Genomic DNA, 24,430 nt, shown 5'->3' on the forward strand with positions numbered 1-24,430 from the left:
ACACACCCGTGAGCACATCAGACCAAAAGGCACGAATCCTGCGGGCCGTCGCTCGCCTCGACGCGTACCAGCGCATCCAGAACACGATGGGGCGCACGATCGTCGCCTTCAACTTCCGCCAGCCCGATCGGGTGCTCGCCGCGTTCGCTCTCGACCGCGACGACGTGTGGTTCGAGTACGCCGACGAGGGCCGGTTCGTCGGTGCCGAAGCCGTCCGCGCCCTGGTCGACCTGCTCATCGGAGCGCCCGCTCGCGCGGGGGAGATGCGCGACCATCAGCTCACCACGCCGATCATCGAGGTCGCGGACGACGGCGAATCCGCGCGGGCCGTGTGGTGGGTGCCGGGCGCCGGCGCCCTCGTGAAGGACGAGCAGGACCCCGAGGCGATCTGGGACTGGGGGACACTCGCCGCGGACCTGATCCGTGTCGACGGAGACTGGCGCATCCTGCACCTGCACTGGTTCCGCTACATCACCTGTCTCTACGTCTACGGCTGGACCGACGACACGAGCCTCATCAACCGTCCGAACACCGCCATGCATCCACTGTCGCGGCCGACGACCTATCACAACCCCTACCACCCGCTCAGCATCCGCGACGGCATTCCGGCGGCGCCGCGGCCGTTCCCGACCGGCGTCTCGTCGGACTGGATGCTCAGCCGCGACAAGGCGGTGTGACGTGGAGTTCACCGCTGACGACCTGGACGCCTTCGACGACGCCGAGCTGGACGCGCTCGAGGCGCACCTGAACCGCCTGCTCGCCGCATGGGACATCGCGAACCTGCGCGGCCAGGCCGCGATCTTCCACGACGACCAACACATCGGCGAGCCGCGTCGGGAGCTCAACGCGATCGACCATCCGAGCGTCGACGCCGATGCGCTGCGTGCCTTCCGTGCGACGCCGGTCGTCGACAGCCTCGAGGGCAACACACTCGTGCACCCGCTCGCGACGCCGATCATCGAGGTCGACGAGACCGCCACGAAGGCCCGCGCCGTGTGGTGGTCGATGGGTGTCGAGGGTCTGTCCAAGTTCCGGGAGCACCCGATGGCCCTCATCAGCCTCGGCATGGTGCCCGGCACCCACATTCTTGTTGACGGCGAATGGCGCATCCTCTCCGGCGCGTGGCAGCGCACGACGAAGAATGAGTACCACGCCGGCTGGGTGCACAGCATGGAGCCGACGAACGCGCGCCCCCCGCTCACGCCCGAGCAGGACCGCAACTTCCTCGGACGCTACGCGTACCGCAAGGACGACGTGCGCCGTCCGGTGCCCGAGCCCCCGCGCCCCGACACCTGGGCCACGCATCCGGACGAGACCGACGACGCCTGGCTACGGCTCAACGAGGACCAGGCATGAAGACCGTCGCTCTCGGCGGCGGTGTGGAAATCCCGCAGCTCGGCTTCGGTGTCTTCCAAACCGCTCCCGATGCCACGGCAGACCTCGTAGCCGAGGCGATCGGCGCCGGCTACCGGCACATCGATACGGCGCAGGCGTATGGCAACGAACGAGAGGTGGGGGACGGGATCGAGCGTTCGGGCGTCGACCCCGCCGAAGTCTTCGTCACCACGAAACTCAGCAACGCGCACATCGAGTATGACGACGCCCGGCGCGCGATCGACGCGTCTCTCGCCGCCCTCCGTGTGAAGCGCCCGGACCTCCTCCTCATCCACTGGCCGCTGCCGATGGTACGCGACTTCACGGTTGTGTGGCGCGCGCTCGAGGACGCGCTGTCCGACGGCCAGACCCGTGCGATCGGCGTCTCGAACTTCCAGCCCGCACACCTGGATCGACTCGCCGAGGCGTCCGCCACGGTCCCCGCGGTCAATCAGATCGAGCTGCACCCTTACCTCACGCAGCCCGAGCTGCGGGCCTACAACGATGCGCACGGCATCGTCACCGAGGCGTGGTCACCGCTCGCGCAGGGCTTCGTGCTGGACGACGTGGTGATCCGCCGCATCGCAGCCGACCTCGACCGCACACCGGCCCAAGTGGTGCTGTGCTGGCACCTGCAGCTCGGCAACGTCGTCTTTCCGAAGGCGTCCTCACCTGAGCACATTCGCGAGAACGCCGACGTGTTCGGCTTCGAGCTGGCCCCCGACCAGGTCGACGCGATCACGCGGCTCGACCGAGCACACCGCACCGGCAGCGACCCGGACACGTTCCGGGCGATGTGGTGAACCAGAGAGAAAGGAACATGCGATGACTACTTACGAGCAGCCACCCGTCGTCTGGCCCGGATGGGTCCACCCGGAGGGCACCGTCGCGATCGTGACGGGGGCCGGCAGCGGTATCGGCCAGGCGACCACCATCCTCGCGGCCCAGATGGGTCTGCGGGTGGCGGCATGGGACATCAACCCCGCGGGCATCGAGGCCACCGTCGCTCGCGCCGGCGAGTATGCCGACCGCATCCTCCCAGTCGTCGGCAACGTGGGCGACGAGGATGCCGTGCGGCGCTCCTTCGAGCAGACCGTCGAGGGCTTCGACACTCCGAAGCTCATCGTCAACAACGCCGGACCGACCATCCTCGGGCAGAAGCTCCCGTTCGCCGACGCCGTGCAGGAGGCGATCGCGAGCATCCACTACATCACGGAGCAGTACCTCGCGCTCGAGCCCGGCCCGGACGGCAGCGTCGTCAACATCGCGGCCGTCTCCGGTCCGATCGCCGGCGGCACCTCGAACGACCCTGCGGGCGTCGGCTGGTACACCGCCGCGAAGGCCGGCATCGCGGGATACACGAAGTGGTGCGCGACCGAGTTCGCGCGCACGGCGCGGTTCAACGCGATCGCGCCCGGTGGCCCCATCCACACACCGCGCAACAACGCCGTGATCGACTCGCCCGGCATGCAGGAGCGCATCGCGCGCAACCCGCTGCGCCGCCCCGGCACACCGGAGGAGCTCGCCGCCGGCATCCTCTTCCTCTGGTCCCCTGCGGCGAGCTACGTGAACGGCTCGCTGCTCGTCATCGACGGCGGGCTCACCCTCACGGGGGGCTGAGAATCATGCGGATGCCGTGGACGTCGGTCCGCGGCATCCGTCGACCCTGCGTACAACCAACCTCCAGGAGGGCCGGGATCACCGGCATCGAGGCCAGAATGGCCGCATTGAAGCACGAGCTCGCGCGCGAACGCACCGGGTACGAGATTGAGCCGCTCATGGCCAGTACACCCTCAACCGGCGATTGGAAGATCCGTCACCTGCAGTGCTTTCGCACCGCCAAGAGCTCGCTCGACAAGGGATGGGTGCGCGATCTGTCTATGACGTTCGCAGTGGCGATGCGGCCTAGTACGAAGTCCTCCCCACCACGTTCCACAACCCGTACTTGCCGGGCTCGGTACTGGAGACCGCGAGCAGTGGGTGCTCCTGCCTCGACTTCCGCTCCTCCTGGGTCGCGATGCTTCGGGAGGCGGGACCCGCACTGAAGCGACTAGACATCTGACGACGACGCTCGAAAATGCCGCCATGGTGACGCGGTGGTTCTCCAGGGACGATCGCAATGAGGACCGCTCGAAAGTGGTTCTAGTATGCCGTCTCGCCGTGTTCCGAAGGGCCGGGTCGTTGCCCGATGATGGAGAAGCGTCGGCAGTTTCTGGAGTTGGCCACGCAGGGCTGTCCATGATGCAGTCAGGACTGGTTGAGCGAGGATTCCCTCTTGTCTTTACCTATGTGCATAGGTAAAGTATCGGCCAGGAGGCGCAGAGCGGCGCCCCCGAGCGAGGAAGGACTCGACGTGGCACACATCGCGCCCGCACCCGACAGGACCGCGGCATTGCAGCTGGTGGAGGGCTTCTCCCTGGAGATGACGGGGAAGGACGTGCCCGGGCTGCGGGAAGCTGCCTCCGCCATCCCGGCCGGAACGAAGATCAACGTGACGTTCCTGGGCAACGAGGACCTCGACATGCGCGTGGCGGCCGCCGCCGCGGTGAAGGAGCTCGGCTTCGTCCCGGTCCCGCACATCTCGGCCCGGCGGCTGAAGAGCCAGGACCAGCTCGAGGAGTTCCTCGGCCGGCTGCAGGAGGTGGGCGCCACCGACCACGTGTTCAGCGTCGGCGGCGATCCGTCGGAGCCGGAGGGCCCCTACCCCGATTCGCTCAGCGTGATCCGCACCGGCGTGCTGCAGAAGTACGGGGTGAAGGAGGTCTCGATCGCCGGTTACCCGGAGGGGCATCCCGACATCCCGGACGACGTCCTGTGGCGCCACCTGAAGGACAAGTCGCAGGCGCTGAAGGAGCAGGGCCTGGATGCGGTCATCCTGACCCAGTTCTCCTTCGACACCGACCCGGTCGCGGAATGGATCGGCCGGGTGCGCGATCAGGGCATCGACACCGAGATCCGCATCGGCACGCCCGGGCCGGCCGGCATCAAGCGGCTGCTCGGGTTCGCGCGCCGGTTCGGGATCGGCGCGAACGCGATGATCGTGAAGAAGTACGGGTTCTCCCTGACGAACCTCATGGGAACCGCCGGTCCCGACCGGTTCGTGTCCGACCTGTCCTCCCGCCTCGCGCAGAACCCGGGCGCGGCGCCGGTCAAGTTGCACTTCTACACGTTCGGCGGCCTGCAGGCGACCGCCGAATGGGTGGCCGAGTACCGCGCCGCCCAGGGCTGAGGAGCCGCAATGTCACCGCACCTCGAACCCCGGCGCAACCACGCGTGCCTGATCGTGCACGGCCCCGACCAGCCCGGTCTGGTCGCGGCGGTCACCGGGCTCATCACCCGCAACGACGGCAACATCGTCTCCCTCGACCAGTACTCCGACGACCCGCAGGGCGGCGCGTTCTTCCAGCGCGTGGTGTTCCACCGTCACGACCTCGCCGCATCCCTTCCCGACATCGACGCCGACCTGCGGAAGACCCTCGCGCCCTACGGGGTCGAGTGGACGCTCACCGACCAGTCCATCCCGAAGCGCATGGCGATCCTCGTCTCCACGAGCGACCACTGCCTGCTCGAGCTGCTCTGGCGGCACCGCCGCGGCGAACTGCCGGTCACGATCCCGATGGTGATCAGCAACCACACCAACACGGCCGAGGACGTGCGCAGCTTCGGCATCCCGTTCTTCCACGTCCCCTCCCAGGGACCCGACAAGTCAGACGCCGAGGCGAGGATCCTCGACCTCGTCAAGGACAACGTCGACTTCCTCGTGCTGGCCCGCTACATGCAGATCATCAGCGAGGACTTCCTCGAGCGGGTGGGCGTGCCCGTGATCAACATCCACCACTCCTTCCTGCCCGCCTTCATCGGCGCCGCCCCGTACCGCAAGGCCAAGGAGCGCGGCGTCAAGCTCATCGGCGCGACCAGCCACTACGTCACGAAAGACCTCGACGAGGGGCCGATCATCGAGCAGGATGTCGCGCGCGTCGACCACTCCATGACCGCCGGTGATCTCCAGGCCCGCGGCGCCTACGTGGAACGCGCGGTGCTCTCCCGCGCCGTGCAGTGGCACGCGGAAGACCGCGTCATCCGGCACGGCAACTCCACGATCGTCTTCTGACGAACCAGACCCATCCCGAACAATCATGAAACAGAGAGGTTCCCATGGCTGACAACCTTCAGCAGCTGATCGACGAGACCAACCCCGTCGAGCTGCTGCGCAATTCGCAGATCGGCTCGTACATCTACCCGGTCGTTCCCGCCGACTTCACGAACTGGATCAAGGAGCAGAAGGCCTGGCGCGACACCGCCGTGCTGTACGACCAGTCGCACCACATGGACAACGTGTTCCTGAAGGGCTCCGACGCGATCAAGCTCATCAGCGACACCGCGATCAACTCGGTGGCGACCTTCCCCGTCGACCGCGCGAAGCAGTACGTGCCCACCACCTCGACCGGCCACGTCATCGGCGACGGCATCCTGTTCCACGAGGCCGAGGACGAGTATGTGTACGTCGGTCGCGCGCCGGCGTCGAACTGGCTCATGTACCACGGTGAGACCGGCGGCTACCAGAACCTCGACGTCACCGTCGACCGCCGCTCGCCCTCGCGCCCGTACGGTCACGGCGTCTCGCGGCGCTACTACCGCTTCCAGATCCAGGGCCCCAACGCGTGGCAGGTCATCGAGAAGCTGAACGGCGGGCCGCTCGAGCAGCTGCGCTTCTTCAGCATGTCGACGATGACGATCGCCGGCAAGCAGGTGCGCACGCTGCGCCACGGCATGGCCGGCGCCCCGGGGCTCGAGGTGTGGGGCCCGTACGAGGACCACGACGTCATCCGCGACGCGATCGTCGACGCCGGCGCCGAGTTCGGCCTGTTGCCGGTCGGCTCGCGGGCGTACCCGTCGAACACGCTCGAGTCGGGCTGGATCCCCTCGCCGCTGCCGGCCATCTACACCGGCGAGGCCGAGCGCGGCTACCGCGAGTGGCTCGGCGTCGACAGCTACGAGGCCACCGGAACCCTTGCCGGCTCGTTCGTCTCCGACAACATCGAGGACTACTACCTCACGCCGTGGGAGCTCGGCTACGGCTCGTTCGTGAAGTTCGACCACGACTTCATCGGCCGCGACGCGCTCGAGAAGATCGACCCGGCCACCCAGCGCCGCAAGGTGACGCTCGCGTGGAACGCCGAGGACATGACGAAGATCTACGCGTCGCTGTTCGACGTCGAGGGCCCGAGCTACAAGCTCTTCGACCTTCCGCTGGCCAACTACGGATCGGCGAACTACGACGCGGTGCAGGATGCCGATGGCAACACCGTGGGCTTCTCGATGTTCACCGGCTACAGCGCCAACGAGCGGCGCGCCCTGTCGCTCGCCACGGTGAACCCCGACGTGCCGGAGGGCGCCGAGGTCACCGTGCTCTGGGGCGAGGACCCGAACACCAGCAAGGCCACGGTCGAGCCGCACAAGCAGCTCCCCGTGCGCGCCGTGGTGAGCCCCGTGCCGTACTCCACCGTCGCCCGGCAGACCTACCAGGGCGGCTGGCGCACCGGCTACCAGGAGAGCTGAGCACACCCCGAGCCATCCCGCCCGTCCCGCTCCCGCCCCGCGCCGCATCTGCGCGTGGGCGGGAGCGCGATCGGCGGCGGGAGGTCGGCGGCGGCGTGCGGCGTGAACGCCGATGACGGCGGCGGCGGTGTCGATCGGCCTGCCCGGTAACCTCGTTGCGGAAGGAGACGCATGAGTCTGCGGTACGCCCTGCTGGCGATCCTGCGCGTGGGCCCGCTGTCCGGCTACGACCTGCAGAAGCAGTTCTCGCAATCGGTCGGGCATGTGTGGCACGCGCCCGACTCCCAGATCTACCCCGAGCTGCGCAAGATGGAGGCCGACGGTCTCATCGAAGGGGAGGAGCAGGTGCGCGGGGCGCGCGGCAAGCGCCGCGTGTACCACGTCACCGCCGCGGGCGACGCGGCGTACCGCGAATGGATGGCCTCCCCGCTCGACTATCAGCGCGTGCGCGACCCCGCGCACCTGCGGGCGGCCTACCTGGAGAACACGACGCCGGAGGCGGCCCGCGACTTCCTGCACCGCCACATCGCCTTCTGGGAGAGCGAGCTGGAGCAGTTCGAAGGAGAGCTGCACCACATCGCCCACTTGAGCAACCCGATGCTCCTGCGGCGCCTGGAGATCACTCCCCCTGCGGAGCGCGAGCGGACGCTGGCCTACAAGCGGTTCGCATACGAGGGCCTCGCCGAGCGTGCCCGCGGCGAGATCGACTGGGCTCGCCGCGGGCTGAAGCTCGTCGATCGGCTCGACGAGACCGAGTGACCGGCCCTTCGACTCGTCGCTCCGCTCCTCGCTCAGGGACCTGGAAGGCGGCGCGGTCGGCCGGTGGGTCAGGTGAGGCTGAGGCCGTGCCCGAAGCGGAAGAGCGGGTCTGCGGTGTCGAAGGGCACGTCGGGGCGGGATGCCTCGACCGCCGCCATCGAGCGCGGAACGTCGAACGGCAGCCGGCCGGTGGCGGGCACCGCACCGCTCAGCACGTCGAGCAGCGCTGCGCCGCTCGCGCCCCAGTTCGCGACGACCGCGTCGGCCGATTCCACGAGGGGCTCGAGGATCGCCGGCCGGTCGAGGAACACGTCCACCACCGTCGGCACGGCGGCGGCGACCTCGGCGACGTGCGCGAGCACGTCGGCCGGGAAGTCGAGCGATCCGGCGTGGAAGAAGTTCTCGAACGCCGAGCCGCGCGTCTCGTACGGGGCCTGCAGGCGCAGGATCGCCACATCCGCCTCCGCCGGGGTGCCGACGACCTCGCCGTACTGCGCCGCGACGTCGGCGTCGATCCCCTCGACATAGAGCTTCAACCCTGGCGCGAGCGGCAGCGCGCCGCGATTCGACAGCACCGCGATCGACGCACGCTGGGCGCGTTCGCCCGCGGCGCGGAATTCCGGCGCACCGACGATCGCGTCGGCGGCTTCGGCATCCACGTACGGGTCCTCGAACAGTCCGAGCGCGAACTTCTCCCGCAGCAGCCGCCGCGCCGACTCGTCGAGCCGCTGCTCGGTCACCCGGCCCGACTCGACGAGGCCGATCAGCATGTCGACGTCGGACTCGCCGCCGAACTGGTCGGCGCCCGCGTCGAGGATCTTCACCATCCGCTCTTCGGGGGTGAGGTGCTCCACGCCCCACGCCCGCGCCGGGAAGGGGGTGCCCATGATCTCGGCGTCGGTGATGAGGCCCCAGTCGGTGCAGACGATGCCGTCGAAGCCGAACCGCTCGCGCAGCAGTCCCGTGAGCACGCCCTTGTTGAACCCGAAGCCGACCTCTTCGTACTTCGTGCCCACCGGCATCCCGTAATACGGCATGATCTGCCGTCCACCGGCGGCGAAGATCTTCTCGAACGGCTGGAGGTGGGTCTCGAACCGGCCCCCGGGGTAGACCTGCTCGCGGCCGTACTCGAAGTGCGGATCCTCGCCGTCCCGCTGCGGTCCGCCGCCCGGGAAGTGCTTCGTCATGGTCGACACCGAGCCAGGGCCGAACGCCTCGCCCTGGAATCCGCGCACGTACGCCGCGCCGAGGTCGCCCGCGAGCTGCGCGTCCTCCCCGAACGTCTGCAGCTGCCGTGCCCAGCGGGGTTCGGTGGCGAGGTCGACCTGCGGGTGCAGCGCGACGCGGATGCCGACGGCCGTGTACTCCTGACGGGCGATGTCGCCGAAGCGCCGCACCAGCTCGGCGTCGCGCGTGGCGGCGAGCCCGAGCGGCTCAGGCCACTGCGAGAACGGACCCGACAGCAGCGCGGCGCCCGGGTTCTCGGTGAACGAGTGCCGGGGGTCCGTCGAGATCGTCACGGGGATGCCGAGTCGTGTGGATGCCGCGAGCTCCTGGAGCCGGTTGTGCCAGCGCGCGATCTCACCCGCCGTCGGGGCGACGCTGAGCAGGTTGAAGTGCGTCATCCCCCGCTCGAGCACGTACTCCCGGTTCGACGGGAGGCCGAACGCCGGGTCGGCCTCGGCGAGCTCGCCGTCCGGGCCCATCGTGATCATCGTGTGGAAGAACAGCCCCGCCTTCTCGGCGAGGGTCATCTCGCCGAGCAGCGCCTCGACCCGCTCTTCGATCGGCGCCCGCGCATCGAGCCAGGGGCGCGTCGTGGTCGCAGCATCCGTCATGTCACTTCACTCCCTTGATGCGGTAGACCAGCAGCGCGCCGGCGAGGGCGACGATCGCCCCGAACAGGTAGAACACGGTATAACCGCCGAGCGGCGTGAGTGCGCCGAGGGCGATGATGCCCGGGGCGATCGCCGGCGCGATGGACTGCGGCAGGGCGTTGGCGATGTTGAGCACGCCGAGGTCCTTGGCGACGTCGTCGGGGTTCGGCAGCACCTGAGTGGCCAGGGCGAGGTCGACCGAGAAGAACGATCCGGCGCCGAGACCGATGATCGCCTGCGCGACGATGACGGTGGGGATGTTCGGCGCGAACGCGAGCACGATGAGGCCGACGACCATGATGGCGCTCGCGACGGCGACGAACGGGCGGCGCTTGCCGATGCGGTCTGACAGCACGCCGCCGAGCGGGCTGGAGATCATCATGGCGATCATCGAGGCGACGTTCGCGAGCAGGATCGTCGTGATCGCCTGCTGCTCGGAGAGCTGGAACTTCTCGACGAGGTAGAACGGCAGGAACGTGGCGATGCCGGCGTAGCCGAACATGACGAAGAACTTCGTCAGCCACGTCCAGCCGAAGTCGCGATGCTTCACGGGATTGAAGAAGAACGAGCCGAAGAACTGGCCGATCGTGAACGGCTGCGCCGGCTTCTGAGCGAGCGTGCGGTCCTTGAGCATGACAACGAAGACGATCGCGAACACCGCCGCGATGAGGCCGGGCACGATGAAGCGCAGCAGGTCGTCGCCGATGAAGTTCATGAGGAAGCTGCCGCCGAGGATGCCGAGGGGCGTGGTGATCCCGACGACGCCGGACACGCGGCCGCGGTTCGCGGTGGGCACCTGATCGGGGATGGTGGCGTTCGCCGCGGCGAGCACGGCGTTCAGCGCCGCCTGTGCGAGGCACCAGCCGATGAGCACGACCCAGATCGAGCCTGCGGCTCCGATCAGGGCGAACGCGCCGACGCCGATGATCGAGCCGCCGAGGATCCACGGCCGGCGCATGCCGAACCGCGACGTGGTGCGGTCGGACAGACGCCCGGCGAGAGGGTTGGCGACGAGGGCGAAGAGCGCTCCGACGCCGAGGACGAGGCCGAGGCTGCCGGTGGCTTCGGCCGGCGACGCGGAGATGTGCTGGATCTTGAACGCCATCGACACCAGCACGGGGGTGAGCAGCGACAGGTAGACGCCGAAGTTCACGGCGGCGAGGCCGGGGGTGAAGCCGCGAGGAGTGCGGCCGGTCGCGGGGGCCACTCCGCTCGTGTCGGAGACCGCCTGGGCCGCGGCGTCGGGTGACAGCTCTGTCATGGGATTTCCTCTCGTGGGAGCGCTGCGCGTCCTCGATGACGCCGCGTCGACGATGACGATACACGAATCCCGACCGACTGGTAACTACAAATCGTCCGGGTGGTAACCTGACGGCATGACGACGGCGCCTGCTGCCAGCCCCGTCGCCGGCCCGCGGACCGCGCGTTCCGCGCACCGGCGCGAGGACATCATCGACGCGGCGTGGGAGCTGTTCGCCGACCCCGGCTACCGTGCGACGTCCCTGCGCGACATCGCCGCGGCGGCGGGAATGAGCCATCCGGGGTTGAAGCGGCACTTCGGCTCGAAGGCCGAGATCCTGCTCGCCGGGCTCGAGCGGGTCGATGCCGCGAACCAGCGCTTCGTGGCCGACACCGAGGGCCTGACCGTCGCCGACATCGCGCGGCGCAATGAGGCGGTGCCGGGCTATCTCGCGATGTTCACGGCGCTCACGGGGGAAGCCACGGCGGCATCGCATCCCGCGCATGAACGGATGCGCGAGCGCTACGCGCGGCTGCTCGAGGAGGGCGCCCTGATGCGGCCTCGACTGCTGGGCGCCATCGCCCCCGAGCGCGACGTCGCTGCGGAGGGCCGGCGGGTGCTGGCGGCGTGGGACGGGCTGCAGCTGCTGGAGCTGTACACCCCTGATCGAGTGCAGGTCGCGCGCCGGCTGCAGGCCCATCTGCGCCTGATCGAGCACGCACCCGGATGGCGCGGTGAGCCGCGCACCGAGCCGCAGCAGCGCACGCCACTACCCCCGTTCGATGCGCTGGGCGACGGCGACGAGCTCGAGGGCTACGCTCCCGGGCGGGCGCGGCGCCGCCGCATCGTCGCGGCGGCGATGGGCATGTTCGCCGCCGACGGGTACGGCGAGACCAGCATGCGCGACATCGCCGAGCGCGTGGGGGTGTCGAAGTCGACGCTGTTCCATCACTACCCGTCGAAGGAGGACCTGCTGCGCGCGGTCCTCGTCCACCGCGATGCGGAGATCACCGCTCACGTCCGGCGCGACTCTCCGCGCACGGCCGCCGCGTTCCTCCGGGGCATGCCGGACGGAGCCGCCTCGAACGCGATGGCCGGGCCCGGGCTCATCGAGGTCTATTCCGTGCTGTCCTGCGAGGCGGTGCCCGCCGGGCATCCTGCGCACGACTACTTCGAGCACCGGTTCCGCGCGACGCTCGCCTCCTTCACCGCGCTGTTCGAGACGGCGGCGGCCGACGGCGACCTGCCCGCGCACCGCGACCCCGCGCAGGAGGCCGCGTGGCTGCTGGCCCTGTGGGACGGCCTGCAGATCCAGTGGCTCTACGATCGCGACGGGGTGGATGTCGCAGCGGAGCTGCGCGCGCACCTCGACGACGTGCTGCCCGAGTGAGCCGGCCCTTCGACTCGTCGCTCAGGGACCTGACCGGGGACGGTCAGGCGTCGGGCGACGCGAAGACCTCCTGCGCGATGCGGAACGCGGTGTTTGCGGCGGGCACGCCGGAGTAGATCGCGGACTGCAGGATGATCTCGGTGATCTCCTCGACCGTGAGCCCGTTGCGGACGCCGGCCCGCAGATGCATCGCCAGCTCCTCGTGGTGCCCGTGCGCGATCAGCGACGTGATCACTGCGACCGAGCGCGACCGCCGGTCGAGGCCCGGCCGCGACCACACATCGCCCCACGCGACCCGGGTGATGAAGTCCTGGAAGTCTGCGGTCAGGTCGGTGATCTTCGCGTTCGCCCGGTCGACGTGCTCGTCGCTCAGCACGGCGCGACGCACGCTCATCCCCTGATCGAATCGCTCCTGGTCGGTGAGTCGATCGGTGCTCATGTGCTCTCCTTCTGGAAAAAGGCACTGAGCAGGCGGATGACCTGCTCCGGCTGCTCCGCGGGCGGCAGGTGCGACGCATCCGTCACCTGTGCGGCCCGACCGTCGCGCACGCCGTCGGCAACCTCGCGGGCCGTCGCCTCGGGGGTCACCTCGTCGTACTCGCCCCACGCGGCGAGCACCGGCGCGGTGATCTCGCCCAGCCGCGCCCGCACGTCGTAGCCGGCCAGCGCCTCGCAGCACAGCGCGTAGCTGACGTCGTCGGCATCCTGCAGCGCGTGCAGCAGCCGACCGGTGAGGACCGGGCGCTGCGCCATCGACGCGGGGGCGAACCAGCGCTGCGCGGACCCGACGATGAGCGACGAGGTGCTCTGCGACCGCACCTGCGCCGCCCGGTCGTGCCATCCCTGCGCCTGCGCGATCTTCGCGCCCGAGGCGAGGATCGCCAGTCGACCGACGAGGTCCGGATGCCGCAGCGCGAGCTCGAGCCCCACCGCGCCGCCGAGCGACACCCCCGCGTACAGCATGCGGGACGCACCGAGCCGGGCGGCGATCTCGGCCACCCCGTCGGCGAGGTCGGCGACAGTGAACGGCGCGGTCGCCGCCGGCGACGCGCCGTGGCCGGGGAGGTCCCAGGCGGCGACGCGCCAGTGCTCGCGCAGTGCGGGCTCGACGTCCTCCCAGAGGATCGTGGACGTGCCGAGCGAGGGACCGAGGAGCAGGAGCGGGGAGCCGTCCGGGCCGACGGGCTCGGTGACGGCGAGGGACGGCACTGTCATTCATGCTCCTGGGCTGACGGGTCGGTGACGGCGTCGACGAGCGGGCCGGCGAGCCCGGTGTAGTCGGCAGGATCGAGCAGCCGGTCGACATCGAGACCGGATGCCTCGGGGAGCGCCTTCACGAGCGCGACGAGGTCGCCCCCCGCCGACGCGTCGGACACGAGCCTTGCCATGCGCTCCTTGCCGATCCGCGGGGTGAGCACGAGCGACAGCCGCTCCGACACCAGGAGACCGCCCGTGAGCCCGAGATCGCGGTTGACGGCCTCGGCGTCGACCGCGAGCCCGCGCACGAGGGACGCGGCGTGCGCGCTCGCCCCGAGCGCGAGGCGGAGCAACTCGCGCAGCGTCGGCCATTCCGCGTGCCAGGCGCCGTCGGGCCGTTCGTCGGCGGCGAGCGCGGAGGCGAGGTGCAGGGTCGCCGCGAGCTGCGGAGCGCGCAGCGCCGCCGACCGGATCAGCACGCTCTCGACCGGGTTCTGCTTCTGCGGCATGGCCGACGAGCCCCCGCCGCTCGACTCGGACAGCTCGCCGATCTCGGTGCGGCTGAGGGTGGCGACGTCGGTCGCGATCTTGCCGACCGCGTCCACCGTCTGCGCGAGCGCGTCACCCAGCTCCGTCACCGGCCACCGCGTCACGTGCCAGGGGGCCGCCGGCGAAGCCAGGCCGAGTTCGCGCGCGAACGCAGCGGGCAGTGCGGCGGCGGCACTCATGCCGCTCGAACCGGGGGCCGACGCATCCGCCCCCGCAACCTCGACGAACGCCGCCAGTGTGCCGCCGGCCCCGCCCAGCTGGGCGGGAAGCTCGAGCCCCTGCAGGCGCCCCGCCGCCCGCCGCACGGCACGGAGCCACGTGGCGGCGCGCAGGCCCACGGTCGTGGGAACCGCGTGCTGCGTGAGCGTGCGAGCAGCGCCGACCTCGTCGCGGTGTGCGCGGGCGAAGCGGCCGAGCGCCGCATCCGTCTCTTCCAACGCGGCGAGCACGGCGCGCACCGCGTCGCGGGCGACGAGCATCAGCGCGGTGTCGAGCACGTCCTGGCTCGTCGCTCCGCGGTGCACCCAGACGCGCGCCTGTTCGGGGACGCGCTCCTTGAGCCGCGCGACGAGCGGGATCACCGGGTTGCCGCCGGCGACGGATGCGGCCGCCACGTCCGCCGTGTCGAGTCCGTGCCCGGTCGCGAGGCGATCGGCGCCGGCCCAGCCGAGGGCGCGCGAGATCGCCTCCGCCGCCTCAGCCGGGGCGGTGCCGACGGTCGCCCACGCGCGGGCGAGGCCGATCTCGGCCGTCACGAGCGCGTCGAGCACTCCGGCGTCGGCCACGACGTCGTCGTGCCCGACCGCCACCGGGGACAACAGACCTTCATCGATCGCCGTCACGGCACCTCCCCTGCGAGCGTAGCGAAACGGTGGTGGCCTCAGTACGCGAGGAAGACCGTCTCGTTCTCGCCCTGCAGACGGATGTCGTGACGCAGCGAGCCGTCGGGCAGCCGCGTCGCGATGAGCGTGGCGCGCTCCTCATCGCTGAGCGATGACAGCAGCGGATCGGCGGCGAGCGCCGCCTCGTCGTCGGGGAGATAGATGCGCGTGTGCAGCTTGTCGGGAAGCCCGCGGGCGAACACCACGACGGCGAAGAACGGCGCCTTGCCCTCGGCGGCGCCGGGGTTGCGGGTCCAGAACTCGTAGTGTCCCTCGTCGGTCGTGAACGAGCGGCCGAAGCCCGTGAACGAGTGGTCGTCGCGGCGGAACGCGCCGCGGGCACGGGGGACGCTGCCGTCGGTGTCGGCGCCGAAGATCTCGACCATCGAGTCGGGGATCGGTGCGCCGGCGCCGTCGTAGACCGTTCCGCCGAGCACGACCGCTCCGGGGCTGTGCGGGTGCGCGACCTCGTGCATCTTCGGGTACACGGTGCCGTACGCGAAGAACGGGCCGATCGTCTGACCGGGCGTCTGCGCGAGCGTCTTCTCGGGGGTCTTCTCGCGGGTCTTCTCGGGCATCAGTGCTCCTCCTCCGACTCGATCCAGGTGGCGTCGGGACCGTCGACGACGATGTCCCAGCGGTACGCCATCGAGAACTCGGGCACCGTGAGGTCGTGGTCGTACGTGGAGATCAGGCGGTCGCGGTCGTCCTGCCGCCGGATCGAGTTGTAGATCGGGTCGAGCGCGAACAGCGGGTCGCCCGGGAAGTACATCTGCGTGATGATGCGCTGCGTGAACGCGCTGCCGAACACCGAGAAGTGGATGTGTGCGGGCCGCCATGCGTTCTGGTGGTTCTTCCACGGATACGGTCCGGGCTTGATCGTCGTGAACAGGTACTCGCCGTTGTCGTTCGTGACGGTGCGGCCGGCACCGGTGAAGTTCGGGTCGAGCGGGGCGGGGTGCTGGTCACGCTGGTGGATGTAGCGGCCCGCCGAGTTCGCCTGCCAGATCTCGATGAGCTGGTTCGCGACGGGGCGCCCCCAGGAGTCGAGCAGGCGCCCGCGCACCGTGATGCGCTCGCCGAGCGGCTCGCCGGAGTGCTGCAGCGTCAGGTCGGACTCGATCGCGGCGACGTCGCGCTGGCCGAACGCCGGGGAGTACAGCTCGATCGTCTCGGGGTCGACGAGCTTCGGGTTCTTGGTCGGATGGCGCAGCAGGCTCGACCGGTACGGCGGGAAGTCGTGCATCGTCGGCGGCAGCTTCTCGCCGGCCGCCTCACGCCGCTCGTACTCGGCGTGCAGGTCCTGGATCTCGCGGGTGATCTGCGACTGCGGCGGGAAGTCGGACGACGCCAGGAGCGACTCCGGCGCTGCCGCCGTGGCGCTCTGCTCGAGGACGACGGAGGACGAGAACGCCTCCTCGCCGGTGGGATCGGCTTCGCTCATGGTGTCTCCTTCGACGCGCCCGTTCCGTCGTGGGCGCCACTGTGTCAAGAGTGACAGGGAGCGCACAGCGCCACGGCATCGACTCTCACTCAGTGGGAGTTTCGCAGGTCGTGGTGCAGGTCGCGCGCCGCCTGGACGACGAGCGGCGACAGACGACGCACGTCGGAGCGGCCGAGGTGCACGACGACGCCGAGCGCGATCGGCGGAAGCCCCTGGACGGGTGCGACGGGGGCGGCCACCGACACGTTGCCGAGGGTCATCTCCTCGCGCGTGGTGGCGTAGCCGCGCGTGCGCGCGCGGGAGATCTCCTCGCGCAGGATGGCGGGGTCGGTGATCGACTTCCGCGTCTCGCGCGGCAGCGGCGCGGCGAGGAACCGCTCGAGCCATTCCGCGTCGCGCGTCGCGAGGAGCGCCTTGCCGACGCCCGTCGTGTGCAGCGGCTGCCGTCCGCCCATCCGGCTGAGGGTGGGGATGGAGCCGGCCCCGGTGACACGGCCGACGTACAGGGCGGCCGAGGTCTCGGGCGTCGCGCCGTCGAGCACGGCGAGGTGGACGTTCTCCCCCGTCGCCTCGTAGAGGCGCACCATGTGCGCGAGCGCCGTCTCGCGCAGGCGCAGCGAGAGCGGCGAGAGCTCCCCCATCTCCCACAGCCGGGCGCCGATCGTGTACCTCCGGCCCGGCGCCCGCGCGAGCAGGCCCTCGGCCACGAGGTCGGCGAGCAGGCGGTGCAGGGTGGAGGCGGGGATGCCGGTGCGCTCGGCGATGCGGGCGGCCGACGCATCCGGCTCGTCCTCGGTGAAGCACGACAGCACGCTCATGATGCGCGTGAGCATGCCGTCGGCCATCGGTCCTCCCGGCCCGAGGGTACCGCGGTGCGCCGGGGACGGCGTGAGAAGGTAGCCCCATGGCGAACTCCCCCTCCGGCGACTCGGTCACCGAGCGCCTGCTGCGGGTGCTCGAGACGTTCACGCCGACCCGCACGGTGCAGACGGCGTCGGAGATCGGCCGGCGCGCGGGGCTGCCATCGTCGACGGCGCACCGGTTCGTGGGCGAGCTCGTCGAGACGGGGCTGCTCGAGCGGGATGAGGACCAGCGGGTGCGGGTCGGGATGCGCCTGTGGGAGCTGGCGACGCGCTCGTCGGCGGCGCTGCGCCTGCGCCAGGCGGCCATGCCGGCGATGGAGCGCGTGCAGGCACGGGTCGGCGAGCACACGCAGCTCGCGATCCTCGAGCAGGACGAGGCCCTCTTCCTCGAGCGGCTGTCGAGCCCCGACGCCACGTCGAACATCACCCGGATCGCCGGTCGTCTGCCGCTGCATGCGTCGAGCTCCGGCCTGGTGCTGCTCGCGTACGCGCCGTCGGACCTGCAGGAGCGGGTGCTCGCGGGTCCGCTCGCCCCGCTCGCGGGTGCGACGATCACCGATGCGGGTGCGCTGCGGCGCAAGCTCGCCGAGGTGCGACGGCTCGGGCACGCCATCGCACCGGGCTTCGTCGAGGATGTCGCGACCGGCCTCGCGGTCCCCGTGCGCGACCGCTCGGGCGCCGTCGCGGCGGCGCTCTCGGTCGTGGTGGCGCGCGACGCACCCGTGGAGCCGCCGCTCGCGGCCCTGCACCGCGCGGCGCGCGAGATCCGGGCGGTCCTGTCGCGCTGATCGGCACCCGACTCCCGTTGAACGAGAACGCTCCGCCGAAGCGGCCGCGGATCCAGGACAATCGAGTGCAGTCAGTGCCGCCGTGAAGTCGAGGGAGACCACATGCCCACCACCGTCCGCACCCGGGTCGCGCTCGTCGGCGCCGGGCCCGCCGGTCTGCTGCTCGCGCAGCTGCTGCGACGCGCCGGCATCGAGTCGGTCGTGATCGACTCCCGCTCGCGGGAGGACATCGAGCAGACGATCCGCGCCGGCATCCTCGAGCAGGGCACTGTCCAGGCGCTCCTCGACGCAGGTGTCGACACTCGAGCGCATCAGGTGGGGGCGCGCCATGACGGCATCGAGCTGCGGTTCGACGGCGCCGGCCACCGCATCGACTTCGCCGAGTTGGTCGGGCGCGGGGTGTGGCTGTACCCGCAGCACCTCGTGCTGCAGGACCTCCTCGCCACGCTCGTCCCCGCCGGGCAGGACATCCGCTTCGGCATGAGCGCGACGCGCGTCGACGACGTCGACGGCGACCGGCCGCGGGTCACGGCCGTCGACGCGGAGGGGGCCGAGACCGAGATCGTCGCCGAGATCGTGGTCGGCGCCGACGGCTCGCACTCGATCGTGCGCAAGGCGATGTCGGGGCCGCGGGCCGGCATGTACCGGGAGTACCCGTTCGCCTGGTTCGGCATCCTCTGCGAGGCGCCGCCGAGCGCCGAGGAGCTCATCTACAGCAACTCGCCGAACGGCTTCGCGCTGATCAGCCAGCGCAGCGACACCGTGCAGCGGATGTACTTCCAGTGCGATCCGGATGTCGACCCCGAGGCGTACACCGAGGAGCAGCTGTGGGAGATCCTGCAGTCGCGGGTGCCCGGCACCACGCTGAACGAGGGGCGGATCTTCCAGCGCGACGTGCTGCAGTTCCGCAGCTTCGTCGCGCGGGACCTGCGCCGCGGGCGGGTCGCGCTGGTCGGCGACGCCGCCCACACGGTTCCGCCCACGGGGGCGAAGGGCATGAACCTCGCGATCGCCGACGTGCTGCTGCTAGACGCGGCGCTGCGCGCGTTCCTCCTCGACGGCGACGCCCGGCTGCTCGACGGCTACGAGGAGCGGGCGCTGCAGCGCATCTGGAAGGCGCAGAACTTCTCCTGGTGGATGACGAGCATGCTGCACCAGATGCCGGAGGCATCGGACTTCGACCGGATGCGTCAGCTCGGCGAGCTGCGCGCCGTGACGGATTCGCGCGCCGGCCGCACGTACCTCGCCGAGGCCTACACCGGCTGGCCGATGGAGTCGCCCGCGTAGGCTACGCGGATCGTGCGGGGTTGCGGAGGTGGCGGGCGACGACGACGCCCGGCCCGAGGAACAGCAGCACGGCGACGAGTTCGACGAGCAGCGGCACGGTCCACGCATCCGTCGCCTCGTGCAGCGCGCCCAGCAGCAGCGGCCCCGCCGCCGCGACCGCGTAGCCGAGACCCTGCACGACACCGGAGCGCCCGGCGGTGGTGTGCTCGTCGTCGCCGAACGCGGTGATCATGATGAACACGATCGTGATGCCGCCGCCCTGCGAGAGACCGCCGACGATGCACCACGCGAGCCACAGCGACGGCGCGAACAGGAACCCGAGCGGCACCGCCAGCCAGCCGATGCCGACGCACAGCGTGCCGACGAGGATCGACGAGCGCAGCGTGATCGCCGGCAGCAGCAGGCTGCCGATCATGCCGCCGACCTGGAAGAGGGCCGCGATGGCCCCGGCCGCGCTGGGGTCGAATCCCTGGTCGGCGAGCAGCGTCGGCAGCCACGCGGTGATGGCGTAGAACGCGAACGCCTGGCCGCAGAACGCCGCGGCGAGCATCCACGTCGGCCCGTGCCGCAACACGGAGACGCGCGGGGCGTCGTCGTCGGGCCGCGATCCCGGCTTCGGGACGAACGCGGCGCGCACTCCCCGCAGCGCGATCCAGGCGGCGAGCGCACCGAGCCCGAACACCGACCACGACATGATCGCCCAGCGCCAGCCGACCGCTCCGGCGAGCGGCGCCGTGCCGAGGGTGACGGTCATCGTGCCCACGTTGAGCGCAGCCGTGTAGACGCCGGTCATCGTGTGGGCGCGGCGCGGGCTGAACTCGCGCGCGATGATGATCGGCAGGACGACGTTGCCGATCGTGACGAAGGCGCCGAGCACCGCCGTGCCGATGAGCGCCATGCCGATGCCGTCGATCGAGCGCAGCACGCTTCCGATCACGACGCCGCCGAGGGTCAGCGACAGGGCGACATCGGCGCCCGCGCGGCGGATGATCGCGATCGCGATCGGCGCGCATACGGCGAAGCACAGCACCGGGATCGTCGTGAGCAGACCGACCACTCCCGCGCCGACGTCGAGATCGGCGCCGATGTCGGTCGCGACCGGTGCCACGGCGAGCATGGGCCCGCGCAGCATCGCCGCCGACACGACGATCACCGCCACGAGAACCGGGAGGGAACCGGATGCCGGCGCGCGATCAGACACGATGACCCACGCTACACGCCGCTCCTTCCGCCCCCACGCTGCCGGCGGGGGATGCGTCAGGCCGGGCGGTGCCGTGTGCGCGAGCGCGGACGCGCTGCGGGCAGGTCCGGCCCGGGCACCGCGGGGCCGACGGTGCCGGAGAGCTCGCCGATCCCCTCCACGGTCATCCGCACGACGTCGCCCTCGCGCAGGGGCGGGATGTCGACCCCGCGGCCCCACAGCTCGCCGAGGCATCCGCCGTTGCCGACGGTTCCCGAGCCGAGCACGTCGCCGGGGACGACGCGCGAATTCCGCGAGGCGTAGGCGACGAGCTCGGGCAGCGGCCATCCCATGTTCGAGACCAGGTCCTCGCCGACGAGCTCGTCGTTCACCCTGACCTCCGCGCGGACGGCGAGGAAGCCGTCGTCGTCGAGGTACTGCTCCAGTTCGTCGGCCGTGACGATCCACGGCCCCAGGCTGAGCCCGAAGTCCTTGCCCTTCGCCGGCCCCAGCCGCACCTTCATCTCGCGCGCCTGCAGGTCACGAGCCGACCAGTCGTTCATGATCGTGTACCCGAAGATGACGGATGCGGCGTCGGCCGCCGTGAGGTTCGTCTGGCCGATGTCCTCAGCCGCGCCGACCACGACGGCGAGCTCCAGCTCGAAGTCGAGCCGTGCGGTGACGGGCGGGGAGACCGCCTCCCCCGGCCCGAGCACCGTGTGCGGGTTCGTGAAGTAGAACGTCGGCGCCTGGTACCACTCCGGCGCGACGTCGCTCTTGCCCTCGACGCCCGCGCTGACGCCCTCGACGTGCTCCTCGAACGCCACGAAGTCGCGGATCGCCGTCGGCACGACGGGTGCGAGCAGCCGCACATCGGCGAGCGGCGTGCCCGACGCATCCTTCACGGCTTCGTACAGCTCGCCGGTCGCGGAGAGGCCGCGCGCGAGCACATCCGCGACGGTCAGGCCATCCGGGAACTCCACGACCCGACCGCCGATCACGAAGCCCTCGCGTGTCGTTTCGACTCGCTGCGCCCGCGGGGCGACCTGACGAGACGTCCATCGTGCGATGCGCATGTCAGCTCAGCTCGGCGAACGTCTCGGCGACCCAGTCGGCCGTCCACTGGGAGACGTACGGCAGGTTGTCGAGGCCGATGTGCTCGGCGCCGCCCTCCTCCTGCGTGAAGATGCGCAGCTCGCGCTTGGGCGAGCTCGTGGCGGCCTCGTACTCCTTGTGCGCGTACTCCAGCGGGATCTGCCGATCTCCCTCGCCGTGCGTGACGAGGAACGGCACAGTGATGTTCTCGACGACGCCCTCCAGGCGCATGTTCTTCGTCTTCTCGATGAAGTCGTCCATGTCGCTCGCACCGAACACCCAGTGCACGTGGTCCCAGTAGTGCGGCACGGGGTTCTCACCCTCGCGGCGCCGGCGGGCCTCCTGCACGGCCGCCCAGTCGTAGTTCGCGCCCCACGCCACGGCGAGCGCGATGCGCTTCTCGTACGCGGTCGCGCGCGGCACGTAGTAGCCGCCGAGCGACCAGCCGACGAGACCGATCTTCGCGGCGTCGATCTGCAGCTCGTCGGCGTTCTGCTCGACCCAGTCGAGGGTCGACGCCGCCCACACCTCGGTGTCGTACCGCGCGCGCAGGTCGCGCATGCGCAGCGCCTCGCCCGAGCCGGGCGGGTCCATCATGAGGGTCGAGATGCCGCGCGCGGCGAGCTCCTGCGGGAACCCGGACGTGTACATCATCTCCTTGGTGGAGTCGAGCCCGTTCCACATGATCACGAGCGGATGCGGGCCCTCGCCGGGCGCGCGGTAGAAGTAGCCGGGAAGCGCGGCGCCTTCGGGGGCGTCATCGCCGTGGTACGGGATGTCGACTGTCGTCAGCGGCACGTCGCCGAGCTCGACGTGCTTGAGCAGCAGGTCGATGGACTTCTGGTAGGCGGCCTTGCGCCCCTCCCACTTCGGCGACTGCAGGCGCTCGGCCTGCGAGGTGTAGAGCGCGCTGCGGTAGTACTTCTCGGCGGCGCCGCGGCGCCATCCGCGCGCCTCGTCCTCCCGCGCCGAGGCCAGCAGCCGGTCGGCGACGGCCTGCCACGAGCCGTACAGCAGCTCGGTGCCGACGTCGTCGCCCTGCTGCGATGCCTCGAGCACCGGACGGGACGCCTTGTCGACGTCGTCGATGAGGCCGCCGTTGTTGAGCGTCGCCACCACCGACATGCTCCATACGTAGTTGGTCGGGAAGTACATATACATGGGATCTCCTCAGCTGGTCTGGGAACGCACGGCGTCGGACAGGAACGTCGCGACGCCGGACAGGTACTGGCCGCCGTCGACGCCGATCTCGGCGCCGGTGACGTATGACGCGGCATCCGAGAGCAGGAACACGACGACATCGGCGACTTCTTCGGGTTGCCCGCCGCGGTGCAGGGGCGAGACGGCGACGTTGGCGGTGAGGAACGTGCTCGGGGCGCTCGCCGTCATGTCGGTGTGGATGTAGCCGGGGTGCACGAGGTTCACCCGGATGCCGCGGGGCCCGAGCTCGGTCGCGCACGAGTGCGACAGCCCGCGCAGCGCCCACTTGCTCGTCGTGTACGCGGCCGTGTAGTGGCCGGTGACGCCGGCCGCCGACCCGATGTTCACGATCGAGGATCCCTCGGCCATGAGCGGCAGCAGAGCCTGGATGCCGAGCATCGCGCCGGTGACGTTGATCGCGAGCACCCGGTCCCAGTCGGCCCGCACGACGTGGCCGATACGGGTGCGCTGGGTGACGCCGGCGTTGTTCACGAGGCCCTTCACCACCCGTCCGGCCAGCGCCTCGGCCAGCTCGGCCCATCCTGCCTCGTCGGTCACGTCGAGGCGCCGGTACGTCACGGCGCCCGCCAGGCCGTCGGCGGCCGCGAGCAGCTCGGGCGCCTCGTCACGGATGTCGGCGGCGACGACATCCGCCCCCTGCGCGGCGAGCCGCAGCGCCTCCTGCGCACCCTGGCCGCCGGCGGCGCCGGTGACGACGAACAGGCCGCCGGCGATGCCGGGAAGCAGCATCGCGGTCATGCCGCCACCGCCCCCGCACGGTCGAGCAGCTCGATGAAGTTCCCCTCGGGGTCGGTCACGAACGCGAACCGCACTCCGGGCTCGGGGGCGGCGGCGGGTGCGCTGACGGGCGTCGCGCCCGCTGCGACGAGGCCCGCGAACGTCGCATCGACGTCGGCGACCCGCAGGCACACGTGCCCCCAGCCCTGCGCGAGCAGCTCGTCGGGCGGCGACGCGGCGGGTGAGCGGTGCGTCGATCCACGCCGCTCCAGCAGCTCGATCGCGATGCCGTCGGGCCCGAGCAGGAACACGCCGCGCAGGCCGACGGCTTCGATTTCGAAGGGCTGCGCCGTCTCGAAGCCGAACGCCGCGCGGTACCAGTCGCGCTGCGCGTCGAGGTCGCCGACGGACAGTCCGATGTGGTCCACGTGCATCGCGGATCCTCCGTCTCGCATCAGTCCCGCGGCCCGTGCCGCATGAGGCTCTCGTGCACGTCGTCGGGCAGCACGTCGAGCACATCGGCGCCGAACTCACCGCCGACGAGCACGAACGCGACGCGCGCGACGCTGTCGCCGCGGTTGGCCCAGGCGTGATCGGTTCCCCGCTGCACGACGATGTCGCCGGCGCGGGCAGTGATCTCGCTGTCGTCGAGGATCAGGGTGACCTCGCCCTCCAGCACGATGCCGTAGTCGATCGACGCGGTGCGGTGCACGGGCGACTGCAGTCCGCGCTCGTCGAGGTGGCCCGGCAGGAACTCGTTGATCCGGATGCGCGTGCCGCGGGTCGGCGGCGGCACCATGACGGCGCCTGCGGTCGGATCCTCCTCGCCGGCGTGGATCAGGGCCGGCGCGGTGTCGGTGACCCAGACCTCGTGGAATGCGACGCCGTCCTCGGGCAGCTCCTTCGTGACGGGAACGGGCCCGTCCGAGACGACCACCGAGACGCCGGCGGCATTGTGGCCGGTGACGATGCGTCGTGGGGCGCGGAAGGCGTGGTCGGCGCTCACGGC

General features: G+C 70.7%; 25 protein-coding genes. 11 read left to right on the forward strand and 14 right to left on the reverse strand.

Annotated features, from left to right (window positions below):
• Nucleotides 1-8: 8 nt before the first annotated feature.
• From AC3RX1_RS03565 to AC3RX1_RS03600, 8 genes are all read left to right on the forward strand, one after another.
• The gene (locus AC3RX1_RS03565; RefSeq protein WP_491499868.1) at nucleotides 9-677 is read left to right on the forward strand and encodes a nuclear transport factor 2 family protein; all 669 of its coding nucleotides are present in this window, start codon (nucleotides 9-11) and stop codon (nucleotides 675-677) included.
• Between the two features lies 1 nt (nucleotide 678).
• On the forward strand, nucleotides 679-1,356 hold the full coding sequence (locus tag AC3RX1_RS03570; RefSeq protein ID WP_491499869.1) for a hypothetical protein: 678 nt from the start codon (nucleotides 679-681) through the stop codon (nucleotides 1,354-1,356).
• Nucleotides 1,353-2,177, forward strand: coding sequence for an aldo/keto reductase (locus tag AC3RX1_RS03575; RefSeq protein WP_491499870.1), 825 nt, complete (start codon nucleotides 1,353-1,355; stop codon nucleotides 2,175-2,177). Before AC3RX1_RS03570 ends, AC3RX1_RS03575 begins: the two co-directional genes overlap by 4 nt.
• A gap of 22 nt (nucleotides 2,178-2,199) precedes the next feature.
• On the forward strand, nucleotides 2,200-2,994 hold the full coding sequence (locus AC3RX1_RS03580; protein WP_491499871.1) for an SDR family NAD(P)-dependent oxidoreductase: 795 nt from the start codon (nucleotides 2,200-2,202) through the stop codon (nucleotides 2,992-2,994).
• An 802-nt stretch (nucleotides 2,995-3,796) separates the two neighbouring features.
• Nucleotides 3,797-4,603 carry a methylenetetrahydrofolate reductase gene (locus AC3RX1_RS03585; protein WP_491500088.1) on the forward strand — a complete coding sequence of 269 codons (807 nt, stop codon included), beginning with the start codon at nucleotides 3,797-3,799 and terminating at the stop codon, nucleotides 4,601-4,603.
• A gap of 9 nt (nucleotides 4,604-4,612) precedes the next feature.
• Nucleotides 4,613-5,485 (forward strand): formyltetrahydrofolate deformylase, encoded by an 873-nt coding sequence (gene purU / locus AC3RX1_RS03590; protein WP_491499872.1) that lies wholly within the window; start codon nucleotides 4,613-4,615, stop codon nucleotides 5,483-5,485.
• A 44-nt stretch (nucleotides 5,486-5,529) separates the two neighbouring features.
• Nucleotides 5,530-6,933: a vanillate/3-O-methylgallate O-demethylase gene (gene ligM / locus AC3RX1_RS03595; protein WP_491499873.1), complete on the forward strand. Its 1,404-nt coding sequence runs from the start codon at nucleotides 5,530-5,532 to the stop codon at nucleotides 6,931-6,933.
• Nucleotides 6,934-7,104: 171 nt separating this feature from the next.
• On the forward strand, nucleotides 7,105-7,692 hold the full coding sequence (locus tag AC3RX1_RS03600; protein ID WP_491499874.1) for a PadR family transcriptional regulator: 588 nt from the start codon (nucleotides 7,105-7,107) through the stop codon (nucleotides 7,690-7,692).
• A gap of 68 nt (nucleotides 7,693-7,760) precedes the next feature.
• Here AC3RX1_RS03600 and AC3RX1_RS03605 read toward each other — a convergent pair whose 3' ends face one another.
• Nucleotides 7,761-9,530, reverse strand: coding sequence for a glycoside hydrolase family 3 protein (locus AC3RX1_RS03605; RefSeq protein WP_491499875.1), 1,770 nt, complete (start codon nucleotides 9,528-9,530; stop codon nucleotides 7,761-7,763).
• Between the two features lies 1 nt (nucleotide 9,531).
• The gene (locus AC3RX1_RS03610) at nucleotides 9,532-10,830 is read right to left on the reverse strand and encodes an MFS transporter (protein WP_491499876.1); all 1,299 of its coding nucleotides are present in this window, start codon (nucleotides 10,828-10,830) and stop codon (nucleotides 9,532-9,534) included.
• Nucleotides 10,831-10,945: 115 nt separating this feature from the next.
• Between AC3RX1_RS03610 and AC3RX1_RS03615 the strand changes: the two genes are divergently transcribed.
• Nucleotides 10,946-12,199, forward strand: a complete 1,254-nt coding sequence (locus AC3RX1_RS03615) for a TetR/AcrR family transcriptional regulator (RefSeq protein WP_491499877.1) — start codon at nucleotides 10,946-10,948, stop codon at nucleotides 12,197-12,199.
• Between the two features lie 43 nt (nucleotides 12,200-12,242).
• On the opposite strand, the gene pcaC is transcribed toward AC3RX1_RS03615, so the two are convergent.
• The 6 genes from pcaC to AC3RX1_RS03645 all read right to left on the reverse strand — a co-directional run bounded on the left by pcaC (nucleotide 12,243) and on the right by AC3RX1_RS03645 (nucleotide 17,115).
• Nucleotides 12,243-12,638 (reverse strand): 4-carboxymuconolactone decarboxylase, encoded by a 396-nt coding sequence (gene pcaC / locus AC3RX1_RS03620; RefSeq protein WP_491499878.1) that lies wholly within the window; start codon nucleotides 12,636-12,638, stop codon nucleotides 12,243-12,245.
• Nucleotides 12,635-13,414 (reverse strand): alpha/beta fold hydrolase, encoded by a 780-nt coding sequence (locus AC3RX1_RS03625; RefSeq protein WP_491499879.1) that lies wholly within the window; start codon nucleotides 13,412-13,414, stop codon nucleotides 12,635-12,637. Before AC3RX1_RS03625 ends, pcaC begins: the two co-directional genes overlap by 4 nt.
• Complete coding sequence (locus AC3RX1_RS03630; protein ID WP_491499880.1) at nucleotides 13,411-14,787, reverse strand: lyase family protein; 1,377 nt, start codon at nucleotides 14,785-14,787, stop codon at nucleotides 13,411-13,413. The genes AC3RX1_RS03625 and AC3RX1_RS03630 overlap by 4 nt, the downstream gene beginning before the upstream one ends.
• A gap of 38 nt (nucleotides 14,788-14,825) precedes the next feature.
• Entirely contained in the window at nucleotides 14,826-15,404 is a 579-nt protein-coding gene (gene pcaG, locus AC3RX1_RS03635; protein WP_491499881.1) for a protocatechuate 3,4-dioxygenase subunit alpha, read from the reverse strand.
• Complete coding sequence (gene pcaH / locus AC3RX1_RS03640) at nucleotides 15,404-16,270, reverse strand: protocatechuate 3,4-dioxygenase subunit beta (protein ID WP_491499882.1); 867 nt, start codon at nucleotides 16,268-16,270, stop codon at nucleotides 15,404-15,406. Before pcaH ends, pcaG begins: the two co-directional genes overlap by 1 nt.
• A gap of 89 nt (nucleotides 16,271-16,359) precedes the next feature.
• Nucleotides 16,360-17,115: an IclR family transcriptional regulator gene (locus AC3RX1_RS03645; protein WP_491499883.1), complete on the reverse strand. Its 756-nt coding sequence runs from the start codon at nucleotides 17,113-17,115 to the stop codon at nucleotides 16,360-16,362.
• Between the two features lie 59 nt (nucleotides 17,116-17,174).
• Between AC3RX1_RS03645 and AC3RX1_RS03650 the strand changes: the two genes are divergently transcribed.
• Both AC3RX1_RS03650 and AC3RX1_RS03655 read left to right on the forward strand, forming a co-directional pair.
• Nucleotides 17,175-17,921 (forward strand): IclR family transcriptional regulator, encoded by a 747-nt coding sequence (locus AC3RX1_RS03650; protein WP_491499884.1) that lies wholly within the window; start codon nucleotides 17,175-17,177, stop codon nucleotides 17,919-17,921.
• A gap of 102 nt (nucleotides 17,922-18,023) precedes the next feature.
• Nucleotides 18,024-19,208, forward strand: a complete 1,185-nt coding sequence (locus AC3RX1_RS03655; RefSeq protein WP_491499885.1) for a 4-hydroxybenzoate 3-monooxygenase — start codon at nucleotides 18,024-18,026, stop codon at nucleotides 19,206-19,208.
• Nucleotide 19,209: 1 nt separating this feature from the next.
• On the opposite strand, the gene AC3RX1_RS03660 is transcribed toward AC3RX1_RS03655, so the two are convergent.
• The 6 genes from AC3RX1_RS03660 to AC3RX1_RS03685 are packed head-to-tail and all read right to left on the reverse strand — an operon-like array spanning nucleotide 19,210 to nucleotide 24,427.
• Nucleotides 19,210-20,409: an MFS transporter gene (locus AC3RX1_RS03660; protein ID WP_491499886.1), complete on the reverse strand. Its 1,200-nt coding sequence runs from the start codon at nucleotides 20,407-20,409 to the stop codon at nucleotides 19,210-19,212.
• Nucleotides 20,410-20,465: 56 nt separating this feature from the next.
• The gene (locus AC3RX1_RS03665) at nucleotides 20,466-21,464 is read right to left on the reverse strand and encodes a fumarylacetoacetate hydrolase family protein (protein ID WP_491499887.1); all 999 of its coding nucleotides are present in this window, start codon (nucleotides 21,462-21,464) and stop codon (nucleotides 20,466-20,468) included.
• A 1-nt stretch (nucleotide 21,465) separates the two neighbouring features.
• Nucleotides 21,466-22,644: an alpha/beta hydrolase family protein gene (locus AC3RX1_RS03670; protein ID WP_491499888.1), complete on the reverse strand. Its 1,179-nt coding sequence runs from the start codon at nucleotides 22,642-22,644 to the stop codon at nucleotides 21,466-21,468.
• A gap of 9 nt (nucleotides 22,645-22,653) precedes the next feature.
• Nucleotides 22,654-23,442: an SDR family NAD(P)-dependent oxidoreductase gene (locus tag AC3RX1_RS03675; protein ID WP_491499889.1), complete on the reverse strand. Its 789-nt coding sequence runs from the start codon at nucleotides 23,440-23,442 to the stop codon at nucleotides 22,654-22,656.
• The gene (locus AC3RX1_RS03680; RefSeq protein ID WP_491499890.1) at nucleotides 23,439-23,855 is read right to left on the reverse strand and encodes a VOC family protein; all 417 of its coding nucleotides are present in this window, start codon (nucleotides 23,853-23,855) and stop codon (nucleotides 23,439-23,441) included. The genes AC3RX1_RS03675 and AC3RX1_RS03680 overlap by 4 nt, the downstream gene beginning before the upstream one ends.
• 20 nt (nucleotides 23,856-23,875) lie before the next feature.
• Nucleotides 23,876-24,427 carry a cupin domain-containing protein gene (locus AC3RX1_RS03685; protein WP_498239078.1) on the reverse strand — a complete coding sequence of 184 codons (552 nt, stop codon included), beginning with the start codon at nucleotides 24,425-24,427 and terminating at the stop codon, nucleotides 23,876-23,878.
• Between the last annotated feature and the right edge of the window lie 3 nt (nucleotides 24,428-24,430).

This window comes from Microbacterium altimontanum (assembly GCF_058349865.2).

Coding starts and splice junctions, on each gene's coding strand:
- AC3RX1_RS03575 (WP_491499870.1), top strand. CDS start 1,353: ATGAAGACCGTCGCTCTCGGCGGCGGTGTGGAAATCCCGCAGCTCGGC.
- AC3RX1_RS03625 (WP_491499879.1), bottom strand. CDS start 13,414: ATGACAGTGCCGTCCCTCGCCGTCACCGAGCCCGTCGGCCCGGACGGC.
- pcaH (WP_491499882.1), bottom strand. CDS start 16,270: ATGAGCGAAGCCGATCCCACCGGCGAGGAGGCGTTCTCGTCCTCCGTC.
- purU (WP_491499872.1), top strand. CDS start 4,613: ATGTCACCGCACCTCGAACCCCGGCGCAACCACGCGTGCCTGATCGTG.
- AC3RX1_RS03680 (WP_491499890.1), bottom strand. CDS start 23,855: ATGCACGTGGACCACATCGGACTGTCCGTCGGCGACCTCGACGCGCAG.
- AC3RX1_RS03650 (WP_491499884.1), top strand. CDS start 17,175: ATGGCGAACTCCCCCTCCGGCGACTCGGTCACCGAGCGCCTGCTGCGG.
- AC3RX1_RS03645 (WP_491499883.1), bottom strand. CDS start 17,115: ATGGCCGACGGCATGCTCACGCGCATCATGAGCGTGCTGTCGTGCTTC.
- AC3RX1_RS03610 (WP_491499876.1), bottom strand. CDS start 10,830: ATGACAGAGCTGTCACCCGACGCCGCGGCCCAGGCGGTCTCCGACACG.
- AC3RX1_RS03580 (WP_491499871.1), top strand. CDS start 2,200: ATGACTACTTACGAGCAGCCACCCGTCGTCTGGCCCGGATGGGTCCAC.
- AC3RX1_RS03665 (WP_491499887.1), bottom strand. CDS start 21,464: ATGCGCATCGCACGATGGACGTCTCGTCAGGTCGCCCCGCGGGCGCAG.
- pcaC (WP_491499878.1), bottom strand. CDS start 12,638: ATGAGCACCGATCGACTCACCGACCAGGAGCGATTCGATCAGGGGATG.
- ligM (WP_491499873.1), top strand. CDS start 5,530: ATGGCTGACAACCTTCAGCAGCTGATCGACGAGACCAACCCCGTCGAG.
- AC3RX1_RS03585 (WP_491500088.1), top strand. CDS start 3,797: ATGACGGGGAAGGACGTGCCCGGGCTGCGGGAAGCTGCCTCCGCCATC.
- AC3RX1_RS03675 (WP_491499889.1), bottom strand. CDS start 23,442: ATGACCGCGATGCTGCTTCCCGGCATCGCCGGCGGCCTGTTCGTCGTC.
- AC3RX1_RS03615 (WP_491499877.1), top strand. CDS start 10,946: ATGACGACGGCGCCTGCTGCCAGCCCCGTCGCCGGCCCGCGGACCGCG.
- AC3RX1_RS03655 (WP_491499885.1), top strand. CDS start 18,024: ATGCCCACCACCGTCCGCACCCGGGTCGCGCTCGTCGGCGCCGGGCCC.
- AC3RX1_RS03605 (WP_491499875.1), bottom strand. CDS start 9,530: ATGACGGATGCTGCGACCACGACGCGCCCCTGGCTCGATGCGCGGGCG.
- AC3RX1_RS03600 (WP_491499874.1), top strand. CDS start 7,105: ATGAGTCTGCGGTACGCCCTGCTGGCGATCCTGCGCGTGGGCCCGCTG.
- pcaG (WP_491499881.1), bottom strand. CDS start 15,404: ATGCCCGAGAAGACCCGCGAGAAGACCCCCGAGAAGACGCTCGCGCAG.
- AC3RX1_RS03670 (WP_491499888.1), bottom strand. CDS start 22,644: ATGTATATGTACTTCCCGACCAACTACGTATGGAGCATGTCGGTGGTG.